We start from the raw sequence: 26,999 nt of genomic DNA on the forward strand, positions 1-26,999 counted from the left end.
CCGGCTCCACAGGATCGCGCACCTGCTCGCATCCGGGGCTGGGTATAGCGTCAGATACCTGCTCGGCGCTCAGGCCGGCGGAACGGTTCAAATCCCGTTCGGGGCCGAGTGGCATGATCCTTGGGTGTCGGATTTCCGTGGGACCGTTTACCCGGGAGCCGGTGACGCCCGGGCTCGTTGCGCTCGATTAGGTGATCGAACTATAGTCTGGACACATGTCCAGTTTGCTGTCGCGGGGTTCGGGAGCCCGTTGACCGCGATGGATTCGGCGCCATTCCGCGGTCATTCACCAGCAAAGAAGAGTTGAGTATGCGAATTGCCCTGCTGTCCTACCGTAGTAAAACCCATTGCGGCGGACAGGGCGTCTACGTGCGCCATCTCAGCCACGGTTTGGTGGAACTCGGTCATGACGTCGAGGTCTTCTCCGGGCAGCCCTACCCCGACCTGCTCGACCCGCGGGTGCGGCTGACCAAGGTGCCGAGCCTCGATCTCTACCGCGAGCCCGACCCGTTCCGGGTCCCGCGGCCCAGCGAGATTCGCGACTCGATCGACCTGCTGGAACTGTTCACCACGTGGACGGCGGGCTTCCCGGAGCCGCGGACGTTCACCATGCGCGCCGCCCGGTTGCTGGCAGCCCGGGCGGCCGACTTCGACGTCGTCCACGACAACCAGAGCCTGGGCACCGGCCTGCTCACGATCGCCGGCGCCGGGCTGCCGGTGGTGGCCACCGTGCACCACCCCATCACCCGTGACCGGGTGCTTGACCTGGCCGCTGCGTGGTGGTGGCGAAAACCGTTGGTGCAGCGCTGGTATGGATTCCTGGCGATGCAACAGCAAGTGGCGCGCCAGATTCCGGACCTGTTGACGGTTTCGTCGTCGTCGGCCGCGGACATCGTGAGCGACTTCGGGGTCTCACCGGACCAGCTGCACGTGGTGCCGCTGGGCGTGAACACCGAACTGTTCAAGCCGGGATCGCTTCCCCGGCAGCCCGGGCGGGTCATCGCGATCGCCAGCGCCGATACGCCGCTCAAGGGCGTGCGCACCCTGCTGCACGCGGTTGCCCGGCTGCGCACGAGCAGGGATCTCGAACTGCGGCTCGTCGCCAAGGTGGAACCCAACGGTCCGACCCACAAACTCATCGCCGAGCTCGGCATCTCCGACATGGTCCACATCACCAGTGGGCTTTCCGACGACGAGCTGGCCGCGTTGTTCGCTTCGGCGGAAGTGGCCTGCATTCCCTCGCTCTACGAAGGGTTTTCGCTGCCCGCGGTGGAGGCGATGGCCAGCGGCACTCCGATCGTCGCGAGTCGGGTCGGTGCGCTCCCCGAAGTCCTCGGCACCGACGGCGCATGCGCCGAGCTGGTGCCGCCCGCCGACGTCGACGCACTCACCCGCGCGCTCGGGGACCTGCTGGATTCGCCGGAGAAGCGACGGGGCCTGGGCAAGGCGGGACGAACGCGCGCGGTCAGCGTCTTCAGCTGGGAAGCCGTGGCCGCTCAGACCGTCCGGGTGTATGAGCGGGCGATCGCACGTAACGCCGCCTCGGCCGCTCCCGAAGGGGAAGCGCGATGCTGACAGTCGATTTCGACCGACTACGGGTTGGGCCGGCGACGAAGGTCATCGATGTCGGCTGCGGAGCCGGCCGGCATGCCTTCGAAGCGTATCGGCGCGGTGCGGAGGTGGTCGCGTTCGACCGCGATGAGAGCGAATTGCGTTCGGTGGAAACCATTTTGCGCGCGATGGCCGAGGGCGGTGAGGCACCCGCCGGCGCGACGGCAAAGGTGGTCCTCGGTGACGCGCTGAAGTTGCCGTACGCCGACGAAACATTCGACTGTGTGATCGCGTCCGAAATCCTGGAGCACATACCGCACGACGGCGCCGCCATCGCCGAACTGATCAGGGTGCTCAAGGTCGGCGGCACCCTGGCGGTCAGTGTGCCGCGCTGGCTTCCGGAGCGGGTGTGTTGGCTACTGTCCGATGAATACCACAGCAACGAAGGCGGCCACGTACGCATCTACCGGGCCAGCGATTTGCGTGCCAAGATCTCCGACGGCGGTATGCGATTGACGCATGCCCACCACGCGCACGCGTTGCACTCCCCGTTCTGGTGGTTGAAATGCGCCGTGGGCGTGTCGAAGACCGATCATCGAGCCGTGTCGGCGTACCACCAGCTCCTGGTGTGGGACCTGATGCAACGGCCGAAGATCACGCAGCTGGCGGAATCGCTGCTCAATCCGCTGATCGGCAAGAGTGTGGCGATGTATTTCGTCAAAGAGCCGATGTCCGAAAACGAAGCGACGGTGGGATATTCAGTTGCGTCGGTCTAATCCGCCATCGGTCCCGGGGGTCCTTAGCCCCGAGCAATGCCGTCAAACCGCGCTGTCAATCGCAGCCATGCAGGAGCCCACAGGGGCCATCCCCTGGTCTGAGGGGGGCCACACCGATCCGTGGGATCACGTGGAGTGCGCGATGGCGCTCACCGCCGCCGGACTGCTGGAGCCCGCGCGTGCCGCGTTCGAATGGAGCCGCCGGACCCAGCGGCCCGACGGCTCCTGGCCCATCCAGCTCCGCGCGGGCGTCGTCGAAGACGCCAACAGCGACAGCAACTTCTGCGCCTACATCGCGACCGGCGTGTGGCACCACGTTCTCGTCACCGGCGACCGGCGCTTCGCCGCTCAGATGTGGCCGGTCGTGCACAGGGCGATCGACTTCGTCATCGACCTGCAGGTCGGCTACGGCGAGATCTGTTGGGCCCGCAGCGACGCCGGTCCGTTGGAGGAAGCGCTGCTGACCGGATGTGCGAGCGTGTTTCACAGCATGCGGTGCGCCCTCGCGCTGGCCGCCTTGGTCGGCGAGCCCCAGCCGGAGTGGGAACTGGCTCTGGGCCGACTCGGCCACGCGATTGCCGCGCACCCCGAGGCGTTCACCGAGAAGGACCGCTACTCGATGGACTGGTACTACCCCGTTCTTGGTAGCGCGTTGCGCGGGGCCGCGGCGACCGCGCGAATCGAAGAGCGCTGGGACGACTTCGTGGTCGGCGGCCTGGGCATTCGCTGCGTGGTGGACCGGCCGTGGGTCACCGGTGCTGAGACATGCGAGCTGGTGATGGCGCTGGAGGCTATGGGTCACCGGTCCGCCGCGCATCGGCAGTTCGGCGCCATGCAGCATCTCCGCGAGGAAGACGGCTCCTACTGGACCGGTTTGGTGTTCGCGGACGGGAAGCGGTGGCCGGAGGAGCGCACCACGTGGACTGGAGCGGCGATGATCCTCGCCGCGGACGCGCTGTCGAACACCACTGCGGGCGCCGGGATTTTCCGCAGTGAGGCATTGCCGACGGGTCTGCAGACCGACTTCGACTGCGAATGCGTCGCCACCGGTCCCGGCTGGTGACGTGAGTCCGGCTAGATCGCCTCGCCCGGCTGACCGCTGACACGTTCGAGGACCCTCAGCGACCCGGTGGCCGAAACCTCCCGGAACTGCCCGGAATCGATTGCGCGACAGTAGATGTGGTACGGGGGCCGGCCGCCGTCCCTGGGGTCTGGGAACACGTCGTGGATGGCCAGCGCGCCGCCGACGGTCACCCACTTCGCCCAGCCGTCGAAGTCCTGGTTCGCGGCGGCCTCGCTGTGGCCCCCGTCGATGAACAAAAACCGCAGCGGCGACCGCCACCCGGATGCCACGATCGGCGACTTGCCCACGATGGCGACCACGTGGTCGTCCAGCCCCGCGGCATCGAGCGTGCGACGGAACGTCGGCAGCGTGTCGAACAAACCCGTGACCTCGTCGACCAGCGAGGCATCGTGGTACTCCCAGCCGACCTGGTGCTCCTCGGAGCCGTGGTGGTGGTCGACCGTGTACAGCACGCCCGCGGTTTGTTGGGCCGCAGCGCCGAGCAACAGCGTGGATTTGCCGCAGTACGTGCCGATCTCGACTCCGACGCCGCCGTCGAAATACCGGACGGCGGCGTCGTAGAGCGCGCGCCCCTCATCGGCGGGCAGGAACCCTTGCACCTGCTCGGCCAGCGCGAACAAGCGCTCGGGCGCACTCGCATCGACGTGACTCATCAGCTGAACCTATCGTTCGCGTCACGGGAGCCCCCACGGTGGTCGAGGTCGCCGCCGCGCGACCGGACTGAGGTTGCTGTGCCTAAGCCCAGCGGCCGGGCCGAGACCGCTTTACCATCATGCTGTGCTTGCCCGCAGACTCGGTTACATCGGCCTGGCGGCGGTCCTCCTTGTGGCCGCGCCGGCCTTGCCCGCTGCGCTCCCGTCCTCTGCAATTCCCAGCGCTACCGCCGCGAACTGCCCACAGGCGCAGGTGGTCTTCGCCCGTGGCCGCATGGAATCGCCGGGACCGGGAGCGCTGGGCAACGCGTTCATCAGTTCGCTGCGATCCAAGGTCAATAAAAACATCGGCGTCTATGCCGTGAACTACCCCGCCGACACTGAGGTTGCTCAGGGCGCCAACGACATGAGCCACCACGTTCAGGACATGATCAACAATTGCCCGAACACGCGGTTGGTGCTCGGTGGTTACTCGCTTGGCGCGGCGGTGACCGACGTGGTCCTCGCGGCGCCCATCAGCGCGTTCGGCTTCGACAGCCCCTTGCCGCCGGGCGCTGAGCAGCACATCGCGGCCGTCGCCCTCTTCGGCAACGGCAGCCAGTGGGTCGGTCCGATCACGAACTTCAACCCGACCTACAACGACCGGACGATCGAGTTGTGCCACGGCGCCGACCCCATCTGCAACCCGGCTGACCCGAACACCTGGAAGGCGAACTGGGCGCAACACCTCGCGGGCGCCTACATCGATGCCGGTATGGCCAACCAGGCGGCCGATTTCGTCGCGGGCAAGCTCTGACCGATCCGGCGCGGCGGAACGCTAGGCGCGGTTGGTTGGACGCGATCTAGGCCGCCCGCGACCTGACCCGTTCCGGCGCCGATTTCGGCGACCGCCGTGACCCACGAGAACCGGGTGACGTTGATGCGCGGCCCGGGGATGATGTAAACGGATCAGCTGCATTTGGCAAGAAAATTCGGGCACGCCGCCGCTCTCCGAGCGGACGCTCCGCCTGGCCGGCTGATCCGCGCTCCCCCGAACAAACAGGCGAAGTTATCGGAACGTATTTGGGACGCGATTAACCGGTTCGAGCAACCCGATGGCCTGGACGCCTTTTGCGCAATTTGCGCGGGAAAGTGCTCAGGCCGGGGTGTTGGTGCTCGAATACAACTTGTCGTCGCGGATCAGTGGGATGACCTCGCCGCCGGCCGCCGCGGCACGCTGGCGGGCGCGGAAAGCGGGATGACGGCGCATCGCCTCACGGCGTTCGCGTTCCTGGCGCCGAGCTGCCGTCCAAACCGGGTGGGACTGAAGGAAAATAACCGTCGCTCCCGTTGTATTAGCCACGATCGTTAACTCCTCCCAGTGCAACCCGCAAAAGCTATGCATTGTGGTTATCGGCTTGTGACCTCAGAATGCCCGGCCGATCCTGAGGCCAAACCATCCATGAAGTTGAGAATTAGCCATGAATTTCGACTAATCCGTCAGCCGCCACCGCGCCGCCGTCCGTGCTGGCCCGGCGGCGATTCGAAACGATAGCGGCGAGCACCGACACATTTCGGAGTTCGGCTCGGACGGCGGTGGCTGCTATCGTCCCCGCGTATGCCCAAGATGGACCGCCGCCGCATGATGTTGACGACCGGGATCGGCGTGCTGGCAGCCGCGCTGCCTGCGCCGAAGGCCCAGGCCCACCCGCCAGGTCGCACACCCGCTCCCGCCGCTCCCAGCGGCCAAACCGGCACCTACATTTTTCACGACGAATTCGACGGACCCGCCGGATCGGCGCCCGATTCGTCGAAGTGGACGGTCGCGAAGGCCCGCGAGACCATCAAAGATCCGACGTATTGGGAGCAGCCGGAGCACATCGGGCAGTACCGCGACGATCGTCGGAACGTCTTCGTAGACGGCAACTCCAACCTGGTTCTCCGCGCCGCCAAGGACGGCCCCACCTACTACAGCGGCAAGGTCCAGAGCCTCTGGCGCGGTGGCGTCGGCCATACCTGGGAAGCCCGTATCAAGCTCAACTGCCTGACGGCGGGCGCCTGGCCCGCCTACTGGCTGGGTAACGAGGACCAGGGCGAGATCGACGTCATGGAGTGGTACGGCAACGGCAAATGGCCGTCGGCCACCACCGTGCACGCCAAAGCCAACGGTGGCGAATGGAAGACCCACAACATCGCGATGGACAGCGCCTGGCACACCTGGCGCACCCAGTGGGACGAGGCCGGCATCCGGTTCTGGAAGGACTACACCGACGGCGCGGCGCCCTACTTCGACGTACCGGCGAGCTCGCTACCGGACTGGCCTTTCAACGCGCCCGGATACACGGCGTATCCGGTGTTCAACCTCGCGGTCGCCGGTTCCGGTGGCGAAGACCCGGGCCCCGGCAACTACCCCGCCGACATGCTCATCGACTGGATCCGCGTCTGGTAGGCGCCGCCGTCAGTGGGTGAGCAGGGCGACCGCACTCGACGATTTGCCGCCCGGACGGCGCAAATCCACTCGACCCAGCCAGACAAGCGGGCGCATCCATACCGGTAGGCGGTGCAATCGGTGAGCAGCCTCGAGTACCGACTCAGCATCGACGGTCTGCCAGCCCAAATCTTCGAAGAAGGCCAGCCCGTTTTCGGGTGCGAACTTGAACGGCGCGTTTTCCGAGATCCCGGTGACGTTCTTGTTGATCCGCTTCTTCAGGCCGGGAAAGGCGAAATCGAGCATCCACCAGGCGACCTCGGGCCGCTTGATCGACTGCGAAAGCCCGACGATGTCGGTGGGCTCCAGGTACATGGACAGACCCTCGGTGAGCACCAGGGCCTTCGTCGCGCCGTCCAGGGCATCGTCGAAGAATGCGTCCCGGGCGTGCGGGTCGGAGAGGTCAACGGCTGCGCGGGTCAGCCGACAGTACGGGGTCTGGTCGGCAAGCGCTTGCGTCTTCTCTGCAAGCAGCTTGGGTAGGTCTGCCTCGATCCAGGTGAGGTCGGGCGGGAGATCCAAGCGGTAGGGCCGGGTGTCCAGACCTGCGGCCAGATTCAGCACGCGGTCGCAGCCGCGCGAGAGCGCGTCGGCGATGGCATCGTCGATGATCTTGGTGCGCGCGACCAGCCAAAAACCGCTGCGATCCCTCCACGGGATCTTGTCGACGATCGCCCGGCCCTGTTCACCGGCGAGACGCTCCGCGAGCGGGTCGCTGAACAACGCGTCGGGGCGGGCCGATTCGGTAGCCCGGTGCAACGCCGTCCACCGGGCCGTATCGGAAACATGGGTGATCGGGTGGCCTGAGCGTGACATAGGTTGCGTTATAGCAGCCCCGCGGCCGCTCTACTGACCGGCCTTGCCGCCGGCGAGCCACGCTTCCGTCACCTCGCGGGTCTGCGGCGGTGGGTAGACGGTGTCCGGTCGGCCGATTTGACCGACCTTGACCGTCCACGTCGGCGAGGAGCGGTCGATGCAACTCCCGGCGCCCTGGCTGGGCAACCACAGCACCGCGGTATTGCCGCCGCCGCCGGGGCCGCACCCATAGACCGGGACATACCCGTCGGCGCGCCCGCCCCAGGCGCCGCCGTTGCGGAAAAGGCAATGCGTACCGTCGTCGAGGGTCAGCGCGAACGGGTCCGGCGTGGCAGTCGGGTGCACCGGCGGCAGCGGACCGTCATAGTTCACCCGATGCAGGCGCCGGCCCCACGGATCGTCGACGCACAGCAGCGATCCTGGGGTCGACGGCCAGCACGTGCCGGCCCCGGCCGCGCTCGGCGAACAGTAGTAGACGTTGTCGGCCACCGCCGACGGTGAGGGTTCCGAGCAGTCGCTGGCTTGCCCGACATTGTCCGGCCCGGACGCCACGTGGTAGCCGTTGATCGCTTCGCCGCCGGGCCCGACGGCCACCACGGTGATCACCTGGGTGGGCGGCGGATCGGCGAACGCCGGTCCGGGTTCGACGACAAGCGCCGCCGCGATCACGGCGATCGGTGCCAGGACGAGTCGCGAAATCATGTTCATCGGGCCCACCTCCGGTCGAGCGCTCCCCTTCGTGCAGGGTAGAACGCGCACGCGCGCTGAGGGTACGGTGCGCTAATGACCGGACGAAACCGTCGCTTCCTGCTTCGCGAACGACCGACTGGCCGCATCGGCCCAAGCACTTTTGAACTGAGCGAAGAGGCGATTCCCGAGCTCGACGACGGCCAGGCGCTGGTGCGGGTGGATTGGATCTCGCTGGACCCGACGAACCGCATGTGGATCAACGACACCCCGTCCTATCTGCCCCCGGTGGCCATCGGCGAGGTCATGCGGGCCGGCGGGCTCGGTGAGGTCGTCGCTTCCAAGACTTCCAAATATCCGGTCGGCCAGAAAGTGCAAGGCCTTCTCGGCTGGCAGGAGTACGCGGTCCTGTCGGACACGGCGATGGTGAACCCGGTCGATGTGGCAGAGGGCATCTCGCCGAGCGCCTACCTGGGTGCGCTAGGGATGACGGGGCTCACCGCGTGGATCGGCATCCGCGACATCGGCAAGCCGCGGCCGGGTGAGACGGTCGTCGTCTCCGCGGCGGCGGGCGCGGTCGGCTCGGTCGCCGGACAACTTGCCAAGGCCGCCGGCGCTCGTGTCGTCGGGATCGCCGGCGGTCCCGAGAAGTGTGCGCTGCTCACCGACCAGCTCGGCTTCGACGCGGCCGTCGACCACCGCGCCGACGACTGGGCCGCCCGGCTGGCGGCGGCGACGCCCAAGGGCATCGACGTCGACTTCGAAAACGTCGGTGGCGACCTGATGGACGCGATCTTCGCGCGCCTCAACATCGGCGCTCGGGTGGCGCTGTGCGGCCTGATTTCCGGATACAACGCAACCGATCCCCCGCCGGGCCCGCGCGCATTCGGGAACCTGCTGATTCAGCGCGCCACGCTGCAGGGCTTCATCGTGCTCGACCACTTCGGGCGCGCACCAGAAGCGATGACCGAGATCGCGGAGCTGATCGAGGGAGGAAAGCTCACGCCGCTCGAGACCGTCGTCGAGGGCTTCGAGCAGCTGCCGACGGCGATCAACATGCTCTTCGACGGCAAGAACGTCGGCAAGCTGGTGGTCAAGGTCGGCTGACCCTCAACCGAATTCGAGTAGGGCGAAGACACCGCGGTAGGGCTTCACCGGTGGGAAGCGCCAGAACGCGGGGTACAACGTTCCGAAGAACAGGCCCCGTCCCGCGGGCATCGGCAGATCGTGCACCGCGCGGATCCCGGGCACGGCATCCGCCAGCTTCGCCAGTTGACGCGTCGAGAGGCTGAACGGCATCGGCGGTACCCGGTAGCGCTTGGACGAACGCAGCCCCCTGCGCGCGACCTTCTTGACGATCGTCGGCGGCAGGTCGAAGAACATCTGACCAGCGGGAAATCGCTTGGCGCACTGGGTGATCAGTCCCAGCGCCTCGTTGGGCTGCAGATACATCAGCAGTCCTTCGGCGGTGACGAACACGCCGTTGCCGGTGTCGACCTTGTCCATCCAGCTGTAGTCGAGGGCGGACTGCGCGAGATAGGTGATGCGCGGGGACGGCGGCAGGAGGCGCTGCCGAAGTTCGATGACCTGAGGCAAATCCACCGACAGCCAACTGAATTGCGCATTCGGTATCGCGCGGTCCAGGCGCCAGAAGGATGTCTGGAAACCCTCGGCCAGCGCGACCACGGTCGCCGTGGGATGCGCGGTGAGGTATTCGGTCGCGCACCGGTCGACGGCCAGCGAGCGTAGTGCCATCTCCTGGCCCCTGCGCCCAAACTTCTCGAAGTCGAAATCGAACGAGTCCACCAGCCTGATGGCCATCGGATCGTCGATGATCGGGTCCGGGCGCCCGGCGTTGTATGCCCTGCCGTAGAGGGTTAGCAGCGCCGTTTCCGAGACGCCGGTCAGCAGCCTGGCATCCACTTTCTGGTTGTCTCGATGAGTCATCACGCCAAACCGTAACCCGCTCAGCGCCGAGCGTAGATGCGCATGCGCAGTTCCATGTTGGGGCGGCTAGGTCGGTGCGGACACCGGATCGATCGGAATCGCAATCTCGTTGCGACGCCGCATCGGCAGCGTCCAGGGCGGATCGTAGAACCAGGCCTCTGGCTCGCCGGTGGTCTTGACGCTGTTGTCCCGCAATATGTTCAAGAGCTCGTCGGTGCGCGAGGCGACCGCCTTGGGGCTGCGGTCACCGCTGAATCGCAGCACGGCTATGGTCGCGGGCGGCACGGTGACCAGCCGGACTTGATCATCTTTGGGCAGCGGAAGGGTTTCCATCGTCCACTTCTCGGGCATGAAAAATCGGATCACCCAGCCGCTCTCGGCGCCGGCGGACTGGACGACGGGTGCTGTCATCGCGATCTGCTGGCCGCCCCGGCCCGACTGTTGGCTGACGGGTGCCGTCATCGAGATCGATTGACTGCCCCGATTGCCGCCGAATATGTAGCCGGCCAGTCGTCGGAACCCCACGTCACGAGCGCGATTTTCGTCGGCGTCGACCGTCGTCTCGGCCGCAATCCGCGGGCCGTAGCGGCGTATCTCGACGGTGCCCGTCAGCGGTTGGCGCGTGTACTTCGGCTCCTCGAGGCCAACGCGGATGCCGCCTATCGCCAGGACCGATTCGGCGACTTGCTCGACGAGCTTGATCGGATTCATCATCGGGACCATTTGACTCACCCAAGCCCGGTAGCGCAAGTGAGATCACTCCCGAACTGCGGTGTCACCCGACTCTTGTCTTTCGATGCGGATGAGGGGTAACGCGCGTCTTCCGGTGCGCGCGGGTTGGGATCGGTAGCCGACTCGAGGCTCTGTACTTGGCCCAACGACGACGCCAGTCCGGCGGCGCCCCACGAAAGGAAGTCAGAAATGAAGATCGTCCCGGCGAGCATCGAAGAGCAGATCAATCGGGTCGACCGGCAGCGCAGCCTCTACATCGGACTCGGCGCCGGCGCCGTTGCGCTGTGGAGCGCGTTCCGCCTGATCTGGGCCCTCTACATCGGGATGACGTTCGGCTGGTTCTTGGGGTCGATGGTCTTCCAGCTGGTGCTGTGGGGCGCGATCGGCGCGGTCTCGGCGGTCGCGGCCGCCGGGTTCCTCACCCGCTACGCCAAGGGATCTTGACTCGTCAGCAATGCAGCGCAAAGTTCCGGACCCCGAGGTTCGGAACTCTTGCGTTCGGGGGCTAGAGCTGGGCCCAGACCGACTTCGTCTTCATGTAGGCCTCGATGCCCTCGCGCCCGAACTCATGCCCCCAGCCGGACTGCTTGTAACCGCCGAACGGAACGTCGTGGTCGAACACCAACTGACAGTTCACCTGGACGCTGCCCGCCTGCAGCCGCTTGACTATTCGGTGGGCGCGGCCCAGGTTCTCCGTCCAGGCCGTGGCCGCCAATCCGTAGGTGGTGTCGTTGGCCATCGCCACCGCCTCGTCCTCGTCGTCGAAGGGCAGGATGCTGACCACCGGTCCGAAGATCTCCTGCTGATAGAGCCGCATGCCGGGGTCGACGTTGGTCAGCACCGTCGGGTGAACGAAGTAGCCCTTGCGGTCGAGGCGGTAGCCGCCGGTCACCACTTCGACACCGTCACTCTTGCCTTCGTCGATGAAGCCCATGATCCGGGTCAGCTGCTTCTGGCTGATCAAGGGCCCGCTGACGCAGCCCTCCTCGCCCGGCGCGCCCAGCTTGAACGTATTCGCCATCAGCGCAATGCCTTCCACCACCCGGTCGTACACTCCGCGCTGCGCGAAAATCCTTGAGCCACATACACATCCCTGCCCGGAGTGTACGAAGATGCCCAGCGACGCCATCGTGATCGCCTTGTCCAGGTCGGCGTCGTCGAAAATCAGCACCGGCGACTTACCGCCGAGTTCGAGCATGACCTTCTTCAGATTGCCGGCCGAGGCCCGCACGATCTCCTTGCCGACCTCGGTCGACCCGGTGAAGGCGACCTTCTCGACGTCGGGATGCGCGGTGATCGCCGCACCGGCGGTGTGGCCGTAGCCGGTCAGCAGGTTGACCACCCCCTCAGGGACGCCGGCCTGGTGAATCAGCCGGTCCAACAACAGCGCCGACAGCGGGGTCTCCTCGGCGGGTTTGACGAGCATGCTGCACCCGGCGGCCAGCGCGGGCGCCAGCTTTGCGCTGGCGTTGAAGATCGGGCCGTTCCACGGGAAGATCAACCCCACCACGCCGAACGGCTCTTTGAGGGTGTAGGCGTGCATGTCGACGAAGGCGTCCGTCGCGATGCCGTCCGTCTTCACGTCGTATGCGACACCGTTGAGCTTCGAACACCAGCCGGCGTAGTAGCGGAAGAACTCCGAGCAGGTCGACATCTGCAACTGTGCCTGCATCAACGGCATGCCGGTGTTCAGCGAGTCGAGTCGGGCGAATTCTTCGGCATGTTCGTCGATCAAATCCGCAATGCGCCAAATGATCTTGGCGCGCTCGCGTCCCGGCAGCTGCGACCAGACGCCCGCCTCGAAGGAAGCCCGCGCCCGCTCGGCGGCGTGGTTGACCGCCGCCTCGCCGCAGTCGGTGAATTCGGTGATGGTTTCTTCGGTGGCGGGGTCGATGACCGCGATGACCTCGCCCGTTCCCGGGCGCTTTCGGAGGTCGTCCAATACCGTCTGCAGCGTCATCTGATCCCTTCCGTATCGCGGGGCCGTTCCGCCAGTCGACAATGCTGAGCACTTGCTTAGCATTGTACGTGCGCCGCGGTCAAGGCCGCGTTCACGGATGAGACCGCGGCGCGCGTCCGCGAAAACGGACCCCTAGAGCGACGCTCAGCGCAGTTCTTGGATGCGGATCAGGTTGCCCGCGGGATCGCGGACCGCGCAGTCCCGGAGTCCGTAAGGCTGTTCTGTCGGCTCTTGGACGATGTCGACGTCGTTGGCCTGCAGCTGCTCGAAGGTGCGGTCGAGGTCTTTGGTCGCCAACAGCAACATGGCGTAGCTGCCCTTGGCCATCATCTCGGCGATGGTGCGCCGCTCGTCGTCGGTGACGCCCGGGTTGGCGGCCGGCGGATTCAGGACGATCGAGGTGTCGGGCTGGTTCGGGGGCCCCACGGTGATCCACCGCATCTTGCCCTTACCGACGTCGAGGCGGACTTCGAAGCCGAGGGTGTCGCGGTAGAAGGCGAGCGAGGATTCCGGGTCGTCGTGTGGCAGGAAGCTCGAGTGAATCGTGATGTCCATGGCGTCAGGCTAAATGCGGCCCGGTGACCGGCGCTTCTCGATTCCTGATCGGTCTGGTCACCTGTTTGGACACACACGGCGGCATCCCGGCCAACGCGTCCACCACTCGCCGCCGGTAAGTGCTCGGCGGCACGCCGACCAGTTCGGTGAAGCGAGTGCTGAAGGTGCCCAACGAGGAGCAACCGACGGCGAAACACACGTCGGTGACGCTCAGGTCGCCGCGCCGCAGCAGCGCCATCGCGCGCTCGATGCGCCGCGTCATCAGATAGGAATATGGGGACTCGCCGTAGGCACGGCGGAACTCGCGGCTCAGGTGAGCGGCGGACATGTGCACCTCACGCGCGAGCGCCTCCACGTCCAACGGCCGGGCGTACTCGCGATCGATCCGGTCACGGACGCGGCGGAGCAGCGCTAGGTTGCGCAGGCGCTGCGTCGCATCGGGTCCTTGGCGCATCTGTAATCCCTACGCGCCGACCAGCTCTGGATGGAATTTGGCCGCCATCCGGCGCAGCCCGTCACGCCAGTCGACCGTCGTGCCGCCGATGAGTTCATGCATGCGGCCGCTGTCGGTGGGATTGCCGCGCAGCGCCTGCCGGCTCACCTCGAAAACCGGTTCCTTGCCCACCAGCGAGCCGAGGTAGCCACACCACTCCTGGATGCTGACCGTTTGGTCGCCGCACCAGTTCACCGTGGTGGCCGGAACCGAGGCCACCTCGAGCAGCTTCGGAATGGTCGCGATGATGTCGTCCTCGTGAATCGGGTTGTAGCGGGCGGGTTCACCCGGCGGGACCGGGATCGGGATGCCCGCCAGCATCATCTCCATGTGGTAGAACGGCCACCCGCCGTTGTCGCCGTAGGGGACGTTGAGCCGGGCGATGGTGGTGGGCACTCCGAGGGCCCGCGCCATCGCCCGGGCGACGACCTCCCCGGCGATCTTGGAGATCGAATAGGTGGGGAACAGGCACTTGTGGTTGTCACCCAGGGCGGCGGTCTCGGTTCGCGGATCGTCGTCCGGCGGGTCGTAGACGGCGGCGGACGAACAGTGCAGAAACGCCTTCGCGTCTCGGCAGTGCGCCATGAGCAGACCCACCGATTCCGCATTGGCCGCGAGGTCCTTGTCCCAGTTGCCGCTCTTGGCCACCGCAAGGTTGAGGACATACTCGAAATCGGTTGGTAGACCGGCGAAGTCACCGGCCGCGAGGTTGACCATCTCGCAGCGGATGCCCGCCTCCTCCAGAGGCTCCCGCGCTGCCGGATCGGTGAAGCGGGCGATGCCCCACACCTCGTTGTCGGGCGCGAGCGCCCGCGCGATCGGGGTAGCTATTTGACCGGTCGGGCCGGTGATCAGGATCTTCGAGCCGCGCATGGGCTGATAGTAGCGATTCACAACCCGGGTTGGTCTTCGATGATGCCGAGCCAGATCTGCGCGACGTCGATGGCGACTTTCTCGCTGATGAAGGCGTGCTGCGTGCCGGTGTAGATGTCCCGGAAGGCGCGCTCCAACCGGGTGCCCTCCCGGATCGAGCTGGTGCCCGCGACGAGATGTGCCCACTCGGCGCAGCTTCGGGCCGTGTCGGTTGCGTAGACCGCCGCCACGCGCATGTCCGCGCGCAGCAGCGGTGTCAGCTCCTCCCCCGACGCGACCGCAGCCTCGGCGGTGGTGAACGCGTCGAGCACCAGCAGCCGAGCGGCCCGCCAGGCCGCGCGGTGGTGCGCCAGCCCCTTCTGGAAGGTCGGGCGGCTGGCCAGCGACGCCATGTCGCTCATCCGGAATTTCGTCGCCGCCAGCTCCTGGACGTCGTCGAGCATGCTTTTGGCGACGCCCAGGGCCCACGACGCGTGGCCGGCGGCGGTGACCGGCATCAGCCCCATCCGGGTGGCCGGCGACGTCCCGCGATACGGCTCGCGCACGAACAGCTCGAAGGTGCGGCTCGCCGGCACGAACACGTCTTGGGCGCTGTAATCATAGGACCCGGTTCCCTTGAGCCCCTGGACAAACCAGCCGTCGTCGAAGCTGATCTGATCCCGGGGTATCACCGCAACCCGCATCTCGGGGAAGCCCTCACTGATCCAGCGCATCTCGCCGTTGTCCATGGGCAGGAAACCGGCCGCGACGTACTGGGAGTGGCCGATGCCCGAACCGAAGTTCCACGACCCGCTCACCAGGTAGCCGCCATCGACGGCGGATCCCTGGCCGTTGGGGAAGAACTGGCCGCCCATCGTGACGCGGTTGTCGTGCGCGGTGAACACCTCGGCAAACCCCTCGTCGGGCAGATACGCCGCGGCGGCGAAGGAAGACGGCAGGTTGGCGATGCCGACCCATCCGAAAGAGCCGTCCTGCCAGGCCATTTCGATCCAGGTTTCGATCATTTCGGTGAACGACGGTTCCGCACCGCCCGCCGGGACCGGGTTGAACGCCGACATCAGCCCGCTCGCCCACATCTCGTCGACGATCGCCGGGGTGAGGGTGCGCATCCGCTCGGACTCTGCCGCCTCGGCGCGCACCAGATCGCGCATCTTGCGGGCGATCGAGACAACCCGGTCATCGGTGTCGGCTATCGACGTCATCCACCTGTCCCATCATCGCGACGGCATCAGCGGGAAACTGATACCGGTGACCGTACCAACCGCTTAACGTTGGAAAAATGAAATCGCAGGACACGGGGCCGGAAGCGGTGCGGCGAAATGTCGCCTTACCGTAGGGGGCGTGCGGTGGATCGTGGACGGAATGAACGTGATCGGGAGCCGCCCGGACGGGTGGTGGAAGGACCGCGGTCGCGCCATGGTCGCATTGGCGGCCCGCCTCGACCGATGGGCGGCCACCCACGGGGACCACGTGACCGTCGTGTTTGAGCGGCCGCCGTCGAGCGCCATTCCCGCATCGGTGATCGAGATCGGGTATGCGCCCAAGGCGGCCGCGAACTCGGCCGACGACGAGATCGTCCGGCGCGTCCAGACCGACCCCCGGCCGCACGACATTCGGGTGGTGACGTCGGACAAAGGGCTGAGCGACCGCGTGGAGAACCTGGGCGCTTCGGTTCACCCGGCTGCAAGCTTCCGCGACCTCATCGATCCGGTGGGCGGATGAGCGCCGGCCCACCGAACCGGGTCTGCGCAGCCGCCGGGATCGACATCCCGATCATCCAGGCCCCCATGACCTACATCGCCGGCGCGCAGCTGGCCGCGGCGGTGTCCAACGGGGGCGCGCTAGGCGTCATCGAGACGACATCCGAGCAGGGCCGGGCCGACTTGACACGGGTCCGTGACCTCACCGACCGTCCGGTGGGCGCCAATATCGCGCTGATCATGAATCGCGACCCGGTCATCGTAGATCTGTTGGCGGCCAACGACATTCGCTTCGTCACCACTTCGGCCGGCGATCCGGCGCTGTTCATCGGCCGGCTGCACGACGCCGGCATCACCGTGTTCCATGTGGTGGGCACTCTCGAGGCCGCCTGGAAAGCCGTCGACGCCGGAGTGGACGGGCTCGTGGTTGAGGGCGTCGAGGGCGGTGGGTTCAAGAACCGATTCGGTGCGTCGACCATGGTGCTGCTGCCCTTGGTGGCCGCCGAGGTCGACCTTCCGATCGTGGCGGCGGGAGGGATCTGCGACGCGCGCTCGATGGCGGCCGCCTTCGTTCTCGGCGCCGAGGGCGTGCAGATGGGCACGCGGCTGCTGGCCTCGGCGGATTCCCCGGTGCACGGCAACCTCAAGCAGGCGGTCGTGGCGGCCGATGAAACCTCCACTGTGCTCCTCCCCCTGGACGGTAAACGCATGATGCGGGTGATCCGGACGATTGCCGCCGAAAGACTGGACACCGCAAGGTCTTCGGGTGACGGCGCGGCGGCGCTGCAGCGGGTGCAGCGGCTGTATTTCGACGGGGACATGGACGCGAGCGTCGCCAACACCGGTCAGGTGGCCGGGCGGATCCAGGACATTCCGCCGGCCGCCGAGATCATCAAGGGGATGTGGGCGGGCTGCGGCGAAGCGCTGGCGGCCGCCGCGGATCGACTGGGGCCGCCCGGGCCTAGCTCGGGCGACTCGTGACGTCGAAGACGACCTGTTCGCCTTCGACTTTGGTGATGCGCATGTGCGCGGTGTAACCCTTGCCCTTCGGGCCGGTGAAGTGACAGTCGAACTCTTGGCCCACCTTGGCTTCGACGCCGGACGGATAATTCACGTCGGTCGGGCGGAATCCCGTTTGGCGCGAGACGACGTCGACCGATTGCGCCGCGCCGTCGGGTTTGACCGTCGCCTTCGGACTGCATCCGGCGACCTGCAGGCACACCGCAGTGACCAGCATGCCCACGACAACCGGAAATCTGCCGCAATTCATAGCCGGTCAGGCTAACACGCTATCGGCGCGTTAGGACAGCTCACAGCGACGGGCATCGTCGGCTCGCAAACGAGCGACCGGACGCCCGCGGTCGGGGCGAACGCAGTCGGCGGGTCGGGTTAGCCCGCCGCGGCCAGTGCCGCGTCGTAGTTGGGCTCCTGGCCGATCTCGGGAACCAACTCCGTGTAGGTGACCTTGCCGTCGGCGCCGACCACGACGATGGCCCGGGCCAGCAGACCGGCCATCGGCCCGTCCTTGAGGGTGACGCCGTAGTCCTCGCCGAAGCTGCTGCGGAACGCCGAGCCCGTCGTGACGTTGTCGATGCCTTCGGCGCCACAGAATCGGGCGAACGCGAACGGCAGGTCCTTCGACACGCACACCACCGTGGCGCCGCTCGCGGCGGCGCGCTCGTTGAAGGTCCGGACGCTGGCCGCGCACACCGGCGTGTCCACGGAGGGGAAGATGTTGAGCACCAAGGCTTTACCGCCGAGCTGGTCGCTATTGACCGCCCCCAGGTCGCCGCCGGTCAGGCTGAAGGCCGGCGCCGGAGCTCCGACGGCAGGCAGCTCGCCGACGGTGTTGATCGGGTTTCCATGCAACGTTATCTGTGCCATGCGAACAGTCTGCCAAGCGCGCCTCGGCCGCCACGGGCCAGGTCCCATGTCCTGATTGGTGGGTTACAGGGCGTAGACGACATGCCGGGACGTGCCGAACACTTAGGTCCATGACGCGCAAGGTCGTGATCGCCGGTTTTCCCGGCGTGCAGGCGCTCGACGTGGTGGGGCCCCACGACGTCTTCACCGGCGCATCGCTGCTCACCGGCGGCGGGTACGACGTCGTCGTGGGGTCCGTCGGCGGCCAGTCCGTGACCACACCGACCGGCCTGGCCTTCGTCGCGGCGCCGCTGCCGGACCCGAACGACCCCAGCGAGAAGATCGACACGGTCGTGCTGCCCGGCGGCGGAGGTGTCGAGGCGGCGCGGGCGAATGCCGAGCTGATCGGCTGGATCAAGGCCGTCGCCGGAACCGCCCGCCGCGTGGTCACCGTCTGCACCGGCGCGTTCCTGGCGGCCGAGGCGGGGCTGCTGGACGGGCAGCGGGTCACCACACATTGGGCCTTCGCCGGGCGGTTGGCCCGCGAGTTCCCCGCGATCGACGTCGACGCCGATCCGATCTTCGTCCGCACCTCGGACACCGTGTGGACGGCCGCGGGTGTCACCGCGGGAATCGACCTGGCGCTTTCACTGGTCGAGGACGACCACGGCACCGAGGTTGCGCAGACGGTCGCCCGCTGGCTGGTGCTGTATCTGCGCCGCCCCGGTGGGCAGACGCAGTTCGCGGCGCCGGTGTGGATGCCGCGCGCCAAGCGGAACGCGATCCGCGCGGTGCAGGAGGCGATCGAGGCGGAGCCCGGCGGCGAGCACAGCATCGACGAGCTGGCCCGCCGCGCGGCGATGAGCCCGCGGCACTTCACCCGCGTGTTCACGGCTGAGGTCGGCGAGGCGCCCGGCCAATACGTCGAGCGCATCCGCACCGAAGCCGCGCGCCGACAGTTGGAGGAGACCGACGACACAGTCGTCGCGATCGCCGCCCGCTGCGGCTTCGGCACCGCGGAAACCATGCGGCGCAACTTCCTTCGCCGGGTCGGCATTCCGCCGGACCACTACCGTAAGGCCTTCGCCTGAAATTGAAAGGACGACACCATGCTTCAGATCGCCATCGTGGCCTATCCGGGATTCACCGCGCTCGACATGATCGGCCCGTATGAGGTGCTGCGCAATCTGCCGGATGCCGAGGTGCGGTTCGTCTGGCACCAGGCCGGCCCGATCACGGCGGACTCCGGTGTGCTGATCATCGGGGCCACCCACTCACTGGCCGAAACAGCCTCGCCCGACGTGATTTTGGTGCCGGGCGGCCCGTCGACCCCGGTGCACGCCCGCGACGAGGTGCTGCTGGATTGGCTGCGCCGGGCGCATCGGACGGCTCGATGGACGACGTCGGTGTGCTCCGGGTCGGTGATCCTGGCGGCCGCCGGCCTCCTCGAAGGGCGGCGCGCCACGTCGCACTGGCTGACCGTCCCGGCCTTGAAGGCGTTCGGCGCGGTTCCGGTGGGCGACGAGCGAATCGTGCACCAGGACGACATCGTCACCTGTGCGGGCGTGTCGGCGGGACTCGACATGGCGCTGTGGCTGGCCGGAGAGATCGGCGGCGAAGGCCGGGCCAAGGCGATCCAGTTGGCGATCGAATACGACCCTCAGCCGCCGTTCGACTCCGGTCACATGTCGAAGGCGTCGACGACCACCAAGGCGGCCGCGACCTCGCTGCTGTCCAGGGACAGTGCGAAGCCGGCCAATGTGAAGGCCGCCACGATGCTGGCGTGGGAGCAGGCGCTGGCGGCCGTGCGGTCGCGGCGATGGAAACCGGCGTCGTTCGGGGTTGGCAAGGCATGAGGCCCCTCCGAAAGCGATGGCACATGCGCTATCACCCTCGGCTACGCCGCACCGCCGACGACGAAGACGTCGGCCCGGATCCACGGGACGACCGTCGGGGTGCCAAGTCGAGAGGAGCTACACCGGTGACCGACGGCTTCACCGAAGCCAATTTCTGGGCAGTCGCCGAACCACTCTTGACCGCCGCCACGGTCACCCGCCCGACGATGATGGGCCTCCATCGGGTCTGGACGCTCCGAAACTTGGTCGTCGCTTTTGCGTGAAAGCCCCAGTGTTCGTCGCAGCCCAGCAAGTTTCAGGTGATTAGCAACAGACGGCGACGGGCGCTCACGAGCGAGCGGTGGCGACGAGAACCTGGCAGGGAACGCCCCAGGACTCGATGACGACGTCCTCATCAACATTCCAGCTGTCCGAATCTAAGACGCGTCGCAGGTTTATGGGGCGGCATCCGCCAACTTGCCGAGGGGCTACTCGCGAAATTCCCTGCCAGCCGCGCGATATCAGTTGTCCCAGGGGCGACTGTCCATGCGTGAGGCTGGTAAGACATGCCAAGCCGCCTGGGATGAGCAAACGGTGGGCCTCCTCGATGACCTGTGCGGCGTAGTCGTGTCGAAGAAGATCGAAGACGTAGGCAGCGATGAACCGGTCGGCCGAGCGGTCAGCGGCAGGCAGCGGCAGCGTGCCGTCGCTCTCAACAACCTTGGCCCGACCGGCGAACGCGGTGAGGCGTTGGCGGGCGAGCTCAACCATCCGGGTACTGACGTCCACGCCGAGGTATGTGCAGGCTGGGGAAACGTGGTCGCTGAGCAGGCGCTGGGCCAAGCTACCGGTTCCGGGGCCCAATTCGAAGACCGAGGTGGCGGTCTCGAAACTGGCGGTGGCGATGAGCCGGTCAAGCGCGGGTCGTTCAAATACGTTTTGGGTGTCTTGGAACCGGCCGATCCTGTCATAGACGCGCGCCGCGACGTGCGGCGAAAGCCCGCCGCCGTGACGATTCGCTGGCTCGCCCTTCATGAACTCAACGGTAATCGGGAGCTGCGGGTGCGCGGGATTGGTGGTGGTCCAGCCAGTAGTAGGCCGCGAGTTTGACCCGGTCGTTGAACAGGAACCACACCACGGCGTAGGCCCACACCAGACTGGCCCACCGCCATCCCAGTGGGCTCATGGCCACGCCGTAGACGGCGATCAGGGTCGCGATCGTTTGCGCGGTGATGACTGCCCCCAGCAGCAGTGGCGCCGGCGCGGGCCGTGACCAGAACGGGCCGCGCGAGCGAGTGAGGAAGATGGTCAGCTGACCGGCGACGGACAGTTTGAGGTAGATCATGGTGCGGATGACGTCGTGGCTGAGCCCGAAGACTTTGTCCGCGAGGAAGAACAGGGTGAAGGTCGCGATGACGCCGATGACGCCCAGCACAGTGGCGATGGTCAGCACTGCGCGCATGTCCCATTTGACGGGCTTGGGTGAACCCCGCACGTGGTCGTAGGCAATGGACAGGATCGCGCCGTCGTTGAGCAGTGCGAGGAACACGATCATCGCGGCGGTGACCGGGAAGAAGTTCATCAACACCACCGCGAGGGTGATCAGCAGCAGCACCCGGATGGTCTCGGCGATGCGGTAGGTGGCGTAGCTGGTCAGCCGGGCGAAGATCTCACGGGCCAGGCCGACCGCGGCCAAGATCACCGATAACCCGGGTGCCAGCAGGACCACGTCGGCGGCCGCGCGGGCCGCGTCGGTGGCCCCAGACACCGCGATGCCGGCGTCGGCTTGTTTGAGTGCCGGGGCGTCGTTGACGCCGTCGCCCGTCATCCCGACGATGTGCCCGCGGGCCTGCAATAGCCGCACGATGTGGTACTTGTGCTCGGGATAGACCTGCGCGAACCCGTCGGTGGCTTCCACCCGGGCGCCCAAATCGTCGTCGCTGGCGCCGCCGTCGAGAATGGCGGCATCCAGGATCTGCTCCCCCAAGCCGACCTGGCGGGCGATTTCGCGACCGATGGCGACTTGGTCCCCGGTGACCATCTTGACGTCGATGCCGAGTTCCTTCGCGGCCGTGATGGTCGCCGCGGAGTCTTCGCGGGGCGGGTCGGCCAACGCCAGCACCCCCATCAGCCGCCAGGCGCCGTCGCCATCCGTTTGCGCCACGCCGAGGGATCGATATCCGCGGCTGGCGAACCGTTCGACCACGCCGGAGACCTCGGTGGCCGCGCCGTCACCGCCACACAACGCCGAGATGACCTGGGGCGCGCCCTTACTCACCCGGAACTCATGACCGTCGGCGTCGCACACCAGCGCCTCGGTGCGCTTGCTGACCGGGTCGAACGGAATAAACTCCGCCACCCGCACCGCAGGTCGTTCGCCAGCGGCAGCGATCACCGCCAGATCGATGAGGTCGTTGTCTTCGGCGCGCGACGCCAGCGCGGCAACCACGAGCATCTCGTCGTCGCTGACTCCGGAGGCCGTCCAGCGGGCGGCCAGCGCGAGACGGTTCTGGGTCAGTGTCCCGGTCTTGTCCGAACACAACAGGTCGATACCGCCGAGCTCCTCGACCGCGGGCAGATGGCTGACCACGGCCTCGTGCCGCGCCAGCTGGCGCGCGCCGATGGCCATGGTCACCGACAGCACCGCCGGCAACGCCACCGGGATCGAAGCGATGGTGACCACCAGCGCGAACTCCAGGGTCTGCAGCACGGGATTGGCCCGCACCAACGAAACCACGACCGTCAATGTCACCAGGACGAGCGCGATCACGATCAGGTAGTTGGCGATGCGCAACACCGCGCGCTGGAAGTGACTGACGGTGCCCGCCGTTTCCACCAGCGCGGTGGTCTTCCCCATAAACGACGACGCCCCCGTGTTGCACACCAGCGCGTCGGCCTCCCCGCGCACAACCACCGACCCCGAATACAAACTCTGGCCCTGCCCACGGCTCACGGCCAGCGATTCCCCGGTCAGCGCCGACTGATCCACCTCGAGCGTGACGTCATCGAGCACCCGCAGATCGGCAGGCACCACATCACCGAGACGCACCCGCACCACATCACCGGGCACCAACTCACGCACCGCCACTGTCACCCACGCGGCGTCGCGCAACACCCGCGCCGAGGAAGCCAGCCGCTGCTTGAGCGCGGCGATCGCGTTTGCCGCCTGGTGCTCCTCGAAATAGGCCACCACCCCGTTCATCGCCAACAGCACCCCGATGATCACCGCATCGGTCCAATGCCGAGCAGCCAGCGACAACGCCAGCGCGACCTCGATCATCCAAGGGATCGGCGCCCAGAAATACCCCAGAAAGACCAGAATCGGGTTGTGATGCGGCTCAGCAATCTCGTTGGGCCCGTAACGCTGCAGCCGCGATCGCGCCTGCGCCGACGTCAATCCCTGCGCCGAGCTGTCCAGCTCGGCCAGCGCCTGCGGCAGCGGCATGCTCACCAGTTCGTCATCGGTCTGCACCGCTATCTCCTTCGCCTTTGGTCCGGCGATTCGGCTCTTGTTCTGGCTGAACTTTGGCGCGTGGTGTCAGGATCGATCGTCTCCCGATACGTGAAAGCGGTTCGAGGCTTTCAAACTTCTGCCCGAGGGACGAACCGGACGAACGGCAAGCATTCTCCGACGGCGTGGAAGTCGGCGTCCGATCCGTCGACGGGAAATCCCAGTATGCCGGGAAGCAAGTACTTGGCCGCCGTGCGATGCCGTGACCCGTACCGTACGAAGACCTGTGCCCCCTCCTCCTTGTCGAGCGGTATGGCCGTCACGGGTGTCGTCCGCGTCCCCACTTGGATGGTGACGTCCGGGGTGTGCAGGATGTTGCGGTACCACGCGGCAGTAGGTCCCCATCCCGAGGCGACGACATAGCTGTTGCCGTCGTGCTCGGCAACCTCGAGGATGGTCTGTCGGGGCTTCCCGGACACGCGGCCGGTGTGGTTGAGCAGCAGAAGTCGACTCCCGAACAGCCATCCGAGCCCAAGCCGATAAAGGTGGATAGGAATCCGAAAAACGAATCGGGTCAATCCGGCCGGTGGCTGAACGTTCTTGACAATCCTCACAATTGGTTACCTCAGCTGCGCGATTCTTTGGCTGTGAGGTCAGCTCGGCCACCGTCCGCGGGGTGTCCATGGATAGCGCAACCCGTAACCGCAATGCTGTCAACAACGCGTCGGTGATGACATCCCCGACTACATCGTCGCGTTGTCAACGGTCACTGCGCCTCCCGTCACCGCAAACAATCACCGCGATCCGACACGCCGTACGAACTGACCCAATACAGTAGGCAGATGCAATTATTGCACAATGCAATTGTCGCCAGTAGACGTAACTTTCCGGGCAGCGCTCAGCATCGCGCCGCCGCGTGGCCGCGCCGAAATCCTTCTCGGGCTGGCTGGCCGCTCCGGTCCGATCCGCGCAACCATGACCGCGAAACCCGTTGACACGGAGAGTTATCAATTCAGCCGCAAGCGTTAGCGCTCCTCGGCGCTACGCGTTGGGCTGCAGAATTTCGTCTGACTCCAGCCGCCCGCCGGCCTGCAGCCAGGCACTCACCACACCGGGCGCATCCCGGTTGGGGTTGTAGATGTCCTCCTCGCTGGAGAACAACCCGTTCCCGGCGTAGACGAGCCGGGTCCAGTTCGGAAACCAGAAGGGTTCACCGTTGGGATCCGTCGGATGCTCGAGCAGATTCTTGATCATCACGACGATGGCGTCGTTGTCCTCGTCGTAGGCGGTCCAGTCGGACGGAAATCGCATGTGCGGGAACGGCGCCATGACGGCGACGATCCAGTCCCGCACGGCCTCGCGGCCGTGGAACACCCCGTAGTGATGTTCGGTGTAGACGACGTCCTCGGTGAAGAGGTCGGCGAACGGTCGCCAGTCGCCCGAGGCGCTGCACCCCTCCACGACCCGCGTGTAGTTGTCGAGCGCTTGCTCGATTTCTGCCCTGGTGAATTTGCCCATGGCGGACACACTAGAACGTGTTTCGGTTACAGGTCGCTCGTCTGGATAGGGATATGGCATGAACGTCTTGAAGTTGTTTGATTTGCGTGGCAAGCGGGCGCTGGTGACCGGGGCATCCAGCGGCATCGGCAAGAAAGTGGCGCAGGCATATCTGCAAGCGGGTGCCGACGTGGCCATCGCGGCGCGGCGAGCCGAGGGCTTGGAACAGGTGGCCCGGGAGATCGCGGCGGACGGCGACGGCAAGGTCGTGCCCATCCGCTGCGACGTGACCCAACCCGATCAAGTGACCGACATGCTGGAGCGGGTGACCGCGGAGTTGGGCGGCATCGACATCGCGGTCTGCAACGCCGGCATCATCAGCGTGAACGGGATGCTTGACATGTCGCTCGAAGAGTTCGACCGCATCCAAACCACCAATGTCACAGGCGTTTTCCTCACTGCGCAAGCGGCGGCCAGGGTGATGGTCCGGCAGGGTCGGGGCGGCGCCATCATCACCACTGCCTCGATGTCGGGCCACATCATCAACGTGCCGCAGCAAGTGGGCCACTACTGCACGTCCAAAGCCGCGGTGATTCACCTGACCAGGGCCATGGCCGTGGAGTTCGCGCCGCACAACATCCGCGTCAACAGCGTCAGCCCGGGTTACATCCTGACCGAACTCGTGGAGCCGATGACCGAACTTCACCGGTTGTGGGAGCCGAAGATACCGCTCGGGCGGATCGGCCGCCCCGAAGAACTGACCGGCCTGTACCTATATCTGGCGAGCGAGGCCTCCAGCTACATGACGGGTTCGGACGTCGTGATCGACGGCGGATACACCTGCCCGTAGCTCACGCGACCACGATGCGGCGGCCGAAACGGGTCCGCACACCGGGCGAGAACAGCGCGCGCAACCGCTCGCCGGCGGGGCGCACCGTGCTGGCCGCCACCAGCTCGTCGTCCAACTCGAGGATGTCGGCCGTGTGTAGCGGCCAGGTTTCGTGCTCGTTGGGTATCCACCAGGTGCGGCCGGCGGTGCGAGTATGCGCACCCCATCGGGCGGTGAGCCAGATTTCCAGCGGTGTCGGTTCGACCGGGGCGCCGATGGCGATCTCGACCCGATTGCGCAGGCCGCGGCGAGGCCACCGGCGCACGCTGTCATACCTGATGCGGTCGCAGTGCCGGTTCGTCCGCATTCTCGCCCAGGTATACGGGACACCCAGGCCGACCCGGGTGAGCGGGACGACGGCGAGGCGCGCCGTTTCCAACGACCGGAACAGCACACCGTGCCGGCCGGAGTCGTCGACGGAATACAGCCGGACGTTGGTCTCCGGGAAGCTACCGAAGTACGGAAGTGGCAGCGCGGAGCCAACTTTGGTGCTGCCCATGACGAATGGGACCAACCCGACGTAGGTCATCCCGTCGGCGAAGACATCGGGCCGGGTGCCGGGCGGGTACATCGTCTCGACGGCGTCGGGCCGCACCGGCCAATGGATGAAGGTCAGGTCGCGCCAACACTGATCGAAGGTAACCGGCCCGCGAAGCGGCGGTGGGGTGACCGGGTATCCCTCGAGGCCATGGCTTGCGAGGGGTTCGGGCGCGGGCACCCCGGGCGTCGCGGTCATCCCTCCAACTCCCCGAAGACCTTTCGTTCGATGCCGGTTTGCGTGCTGGCGGGCAAGACGACGAGGCCCTCGAGCTCCTGACGCGCCAACTCGTATGCCTGCCGGCGTTCCTGCACCGTCGCAGCGGAATCCGAGGCCACTCGCAGCAGGTTCTGAGCGCGCGCGATCCGCTGCTGGTCGGCTCGGGAGAAGTCGCTGCGGCGTCTGCGAATCGCTTCGGTCTCGGCCGCGCGGAAGGAGGTCACGTAATCCTCGACGGCGGCCCGGTACTGCGCGGCCGCTTCGCGGTCGTCGAGAAGGTCTTCGGCCTTGGCGGGGCGCAGGAGGTCGGCGCGGAGTTTGGCTTTGTGGAAGGCGACCGTGAGCGGGTCGCGCATGTCCGTCATGAGCGGAAAGTCGAGCAACTTGGCGACGTCGAGTTCGTACTCGAGCCA

The 26,999-nt window shown here is 66.6% G+C and carries 32 protein-coding genes; 13 read left to right on the forward strand and 19 right to left on the reverse strand.

Features of this window, described 5'->3' with window-relative positions; genetic code table 11:
- The first annotated feature begins 309 nt into the window (after positions 1-309).
- The 3 genes from A5678_RS24865 to A5678_RS24875 are packed head-to-tail and all read left to right on the forward strand — an operon-like array spanning position 310 to position 3,390.
- Complete coding sequence (locus A5678_RS24865; protein WP_068048415.1) at positions 310-1,575, forward strand: glycosyltransferase family 4 protein; 1,266 nt, start codon at positions 310-312, stop codon at positions 1,573-1,575.
- Complete coding sequence (locus A5678_RS24870) at positions 1,569-2,327, forward strand: class I SAM-dependent methyltransferase (RefSeq protein ID WP_068048418.1); 759 nt, start codon at positions 1,569-1,571, stop codon at positions 2,325-2,327. Before A5678_RS24865 ends, A5678_RS24870 begins: the two co-directional genes overlap by 7 nt.
- Positions 2,314-3,390: a prenyltransferase gene (locus A5678_RS24875; protein WP_068048421.1), complete on the forward strand. Its 1,077-nt coding sequence runs from the start codon at positions 2,314-2,316 to the stop codon at positions 3,388-3,390. Before A5678_RS24870 ends, A5678_RS24875 begins: the two co-directional genes overlap by 14 nt.
- Before the next feature lie 11 nt (positions 3,391-3,401).
- On the opposite strand, the gene A5678_RS24880 is transcribed toward A5678_RS24875, so the two are convergent.
- Positions 3,402-4,064, reverse strand: coding sequence for a class I SAM-dependent methyltransferase (locus A5678_RS24880; protein WP_068048424.1), 663 nt, complete (start codon positions 4,062-4,064; stop codon positions 3,402-3,404).
- 124 nt (positions 4,065-4,188) lie between these two features.
- On the opposite strand from A5678_RS24880, the gene A5678_RS24885 reads away from it, so the two are divergent.
- Entirely contained in the window at positions 4,189-4,860 is a 672-nt protein-coding gene (locus tag A5678_RS24885; protein WP_068048427.1) for a cutinase family protein, read from the forward strand.
- Positions 4,861-5,199: 339 nt separating this feature from the next.
- On the opposite strand, the gene A5678_RS28135 is transcribed toward A5678_RS24885, so the two are convergent.
- Entirely contained in the window at positions 5,200-5,448 is a 249-nt protein-coding gene (locus tag A5678_RS28135) for a hypothetical protein (RefSeq protein WP_231983763.1), read from the reverse strand.
- A 213-nt stretch (positions 5,449-5,661) separates the two neighbouring features.
- Between A5678_RS28135 and A5678_RS24890 the strand changes: the two genes are divergently transcribed.
- Positions 5,662-6,492 carry a family 16 glycosylhydrolase gene (locus A5678_RS24890; RefSeq protein WP_068048430.1) on the forward strand — a complete coding sequence of 277 codons (831 nt, stop codon included), beginning with the start codon at positions 5,662-5,664 and terminating at the stop codon, positions 6,490-6,492.
- Between the two features lie 9 nt (positions 6,493-6,501).
- Here A5678_RS24890 and A5678_RS24895 read toward each other — a convergent pair whose 3' ends face one another.
- The gene (locus tag A5678_RS24895; protein WP_068048432.1) at positions 6,502-7,347 is read right to left on the reverse strand and encodes an SAM-dependent methyltransferase; all 846 of its coding nucleotides are present in this window, start codon (positions 7,345-7,347) and stop codon (positions 6,502-6,504) included.
- A gap of 30 nt (positions 7,348-7,377) precedes the next feature.
- Complete coding sequence (locus A5678_RS24900; protein WP_068048435.1) at positions 7,378-8,055, reverse strand: hypothetical protein; 678 nt, start codon at positions 8,053-8,055, stop codon at positions 7,378-7,380.
- Positions 8,056-8,130: 75 nt separating this feature from the next.
- On the opposite strand from A5678_RS24900, the gene A5678_RS24905 reads away from it, so the two are divergent.
- Positions 8,131-9,141, forward strand: coding sequence for an NADP-dependent oxidoreductase (locus A5678_RS24905; RefSeq protein WP_068048438.1), 1,011 nt, complete (start codon positions 8,131-8,133; stop codon positions 9,139-9,141).
- Between the two features lie 3 nt (positions 9,142-9,144).
- Here A5678_RS24905 and A5678_RS24910 read toward each other — a convergent pair whose 3' ends face one another.
- Positions 9,145-9,981: a class I SAM-dependent methyltransferase gene (locus tag A5678_RS24910; protein WP_068048441.1), complete on the reverse strand. Its 837-nt coding sequence runs from the start codon at positions 9,979-9,981 to the stop codon at positions 9,145-9,147.
- Between the two features lie 66 nt (positions 9,982-10,047).
- Positions 10,048-10,695, reverse strand: coding sequence for a heme-binding protein (locus A5678_RS24915; RefSeq protein ID WP_068048524.1), 648 nt, complete (start codon positions 10,693-10,695; stop codon positions 10,048-10,050).
- A gap of 207 nt (positions 10,696-10,902) precedes the next feature.
- On the opposite strand from A5678_RS24915, the gene A5678_RS24920 reads away from it, so the two are divergent.
- The gene (locus A5678_RS24920; protein WP_068048444.1) at positions 10,903-11,157 is read left to right on the forward strand and encodes a hypothetical protein; all 255 of its coding nucleotides are present in this window, start codon (positions 10,903-10,905) and stop codon (positions 11,155-11,157) included.
- Positions 11,158-11,218: 61 nt separating this feature from the next.
- Here A5678_RS24920 and A5678_RS24925 read toward each other — a convergent pair whose 3' ends face one another.
- The 5 genes from A5678_RS24925 to A5678_RS24945 form a co-directional block, all read right to left on the reverse strand.
- On the reverse strand, positions 11,219-12,673 hold the full coding sequence (locus A5678_RS24925) for an aldehyde dehydrogenase (protein WP_068048448.1): 1,455 nt from the start codon (positions 12,671-12,673) through the stop codon (positions 11,219-11,221).
- A gap of 144 nt (positions 12,674-12,817) precedes the next feature.
- Positions 12,818-13,228 carry a VOC family protein gene (locus tag A5678_RS24930; protein WP_068048451.1) on the reverse strand — a complete coding sequence of 137 codons (411 nt, stop codon included), beginning with the start codon at positions 13,226-13,228 and terminating at the stop codon, positions 12,818-12,820.
- Positions 13,229-13,232: 4 nt separating this feature from the next.
- The gene (locus tag A5678_RS24935; RefSeq protein ID WP_068048454.1) at positions 13,233-13,682 is read right to left on the reverse strand and encodes a helix-turn-helix transcriptional regulator; all 450 of its coding nucleotides are present in this window, start codon (positions 13,680-13,682) and stop codon (positions 13,233-13,235) included.
- Between the two features lie 9 nt (positions 13,683-13,691).
- Positions 13,692-14,594, reverse strand: a complete 903-nt coding sequence (locus tag A5678_RS24940) for an NAD(P)-dependent oxidoreductase (RefSeq protein WP_068048527.1) — start codon at positions 14,592-14,594, stop codon at positions 13,692-13,694.
- A 17-nt stretch (positions 14,595-14,611) separates the two neighbouring features.
- Complete coding sequence (locus A5678_RS24945; RefSeq protein ID WP_068048457.1) at positions 14,612-15,796, reverse strand: acyl-CoA dehydrogenase family protein; 1,185 nt, start codon at positions 15,794-15,796, stop codon at positions 14,612-14,614.
- Between the two features lie 139 nt (positions 15,797-15,935).
- On the opposite strand from A5678_RS24945, the gene A5678_RS24950 reads away from it, so the two are divergent.
- Together A5678_RS24950 and A5678_RS24955 are read left to right on the forward strand one after the other, a co-directional pair.
- Positions 15,936-16,316: an NYN domain-containing protein gene (locus A5678_RS24950; RefSeq protein WP_068048459.1), complete on the forward strand. Its 381-nt coding sequence runs from the start codon at positions 15,936-15,938 to the stop codon at positions 16,314-16,316.
- The gene (locus A5678_RS24955; RefSeq protein WP_068048462.1) at positions 16,313-17,275 is read left to right on the forward strand and encodes a nitronate monooxygenase family protein; all 963 of its coding nucleotides are present in this window, start codon (positions 16,313-16,315) and stop codon (positions 17,273-17,275) included. The genes A5678_RS24950 and A5678_RS24955 overlap by 4 nt, the downstream gene beginning before the upstream one ends.
- Here A5678_RS24955 and A5678_RS24960 read toward each other — a convergent pair.
- Both A5678_RS24960 and tpx read right to left on the reverse strand, forming a co-directional pair.
- The gene (locus A5678_RS24960) at positions 17,256-17,564 is read right to left on the reverse strand and encodes a DUF4333 domain-containing protein (protein ID WP_231983764.1); all 309 of its coding nucleotides are present in this window, start codon (positions 17,562-17,564) and stop codon (positions 17,256-17,258) included. The genes A5678_RS24955 and A5678_RS24960 overlap by 20 nt on opposite strands.
- A gap of 119 nt (positions 17,565-17,683) precedes the next feature.
- On the reverse strand, positions 17,684-18,178 hold the full coding sequence (tpx, locus tag A5678_RS24965) for a thiol peroxidase (RefSeq protein WP_068048466.1): 495 nt from the start codon (positions 18,176-18,178) through the stop codon (positions 17,684-17,686).
- A gap of 110 nt (positions 18,179-18,288) precedes the next feature.
- Here tpx and A5678_RS24970 point away from each other — a divergent pair, with 110 nt between their 5' ends.
- The 3 genes from A5678_RS24970 to A5678_RS27380 all read left to right on the forward strand — a co-directional run bounded on the left by A5678_RS24970 (position 18,289) and on the right by A5678_RS27380 (position 20,276).
- Positions 18,289-19,248: a GlxA family transcriptional regulator gene (locus A5678_RS24970; protein WP_068048469.1), complete on the forward strand. Its 960-nt coding sequence runs from the start codon at positions 18,289-18,291 to the stop codon at positions 19,246-19,248.
- 18 nt (positions 19,249-19,266) lie between these two features.
- Positions 19,267-20,013 (forward strand): DJ-1/PfpI family protein, encoded by a 747-nt coding sequence (locus A5678_RS24975; RefSeq protein ID WP_068048473.1) that lies wholly within the window; start codon positions 19,267-19,269, stop codon positions 20,011-20,013.
- A 125-nt stretch (positions 20,014-20,138) separates the two neighbouring features.
- Positions 20,139-20,276 carry a hypothetical protein gene (locus A5678_RS27380; RefSeq protein ID WP_156747075.1) on the forward strand — a complete coding sequence of 46 codons (138 nt, stop codon included), beginning with the start codon at positions 20,139-20,141 and terminating at the stop codon, positions 20,274-20,276.
- 64 nt (positions 20,277-20,340) lie between these two features.
- Here the strand turns inward: A5678_RS27380 and A5678_RS24980 are convergent, their stop codons facing one another.
- From A5678_RS24980 to A5678_RS24995, 4 genes are all read right to left on the reverse strand, one after another.
- Positions 20,341-21,027, reverse strand: coding sequence for a class I SAM-dependent methyltransferase (locus A5678_RS24980; protein ID WP_068048475.1), 687 nt, complete (start codon positions 21,025-21,027; stop codon positions 20,341-20,343).
- A 4-nt stretch (positions 21,028-21,031) separates the two neighbouring features.
- Entirely contained in the window at positions 21,032-23,437 is a 2,406-nt protein-coding gene (locus tag A5678_RS24985) for a plasma-membrane proton-efflux P-type ATPase (protein WP_068048533.1), read from the reverse strand.
- Between the two features lie 137 nt (positions 23,438-23,574).
- Positions 23,575-24,057, reverse strand: coding sequence for a nitroreductase family deazaflavin-dependent oxidoreductase (locus A5678_RS24990; RefSeq protein WP_068048477.1), 483 nt, complete (start codon positions 24,055-24,057; stop codon positions 23,575-23,577).
- Between the two features lie 427 nt (positions 24,058-24,484).
- On the reverse strand, positions 24,485-24,961 hold the full coding sequence (locus A5678_RS24995; protein ID WP_068048479.1) for a nuclear transport factor 2 family protein: 477 nt from the start codon (positions 24,959-24,961) through the stop codon (positions 24,485-24,487).
- A gap of 58 nt (positions 24,962-25,019) precedes the next feature.
- On the opposite strand from A5678_RS24995, the gene A5678_RS25000 reads away from it, so the two are divergent.
- Positions 25,020-25,790 carry an SDR family oxidoreductase gene (locus A5678_RS25000; RefSeq protein ID WP_068048482.1) on the forward strand — a complete coding sequence of 257 codons (771 nt, stop codon included), beginning with the start codon at positions 25,020-25,022 and terminating at the stop codon, positions 25,788-25,790.
- A 1-nt stretch (position 25,791) separates the two neighbouring features.
- Here the strand turns inward: A5678_RS25000 and A5678_RS25005 are convergent, their stop codons facing one another.
- Positions 25,792-26,565, reverse strand: a complete 774-nt coding sequence (locus A5678_RS25005) for a YqjF family protein (RefSeq protein ID WP_068048484.1) — start codon at positions 26,563-26,565, stop codon at positions 25,792-25,794.
- The coding region (locus A5678_RS25010) for a hypothetical protein (protein WP_068048487.1) at positions 26,562-26,999 on the reverse strand (438 nt) is incomplete at its 5' end. The genes A5678_RS25005 and A5678_RS25010, both read right to left, overlap by 4 nt.

This window comes from Mycobacterium sp. E2733, from assembly GCF_001667585.1.
Lineage (GTDB): Bacteria > Actinomycetota > Actinomycetes > Mycobacteriales > Mycobacteriaceae > Mycobacterium.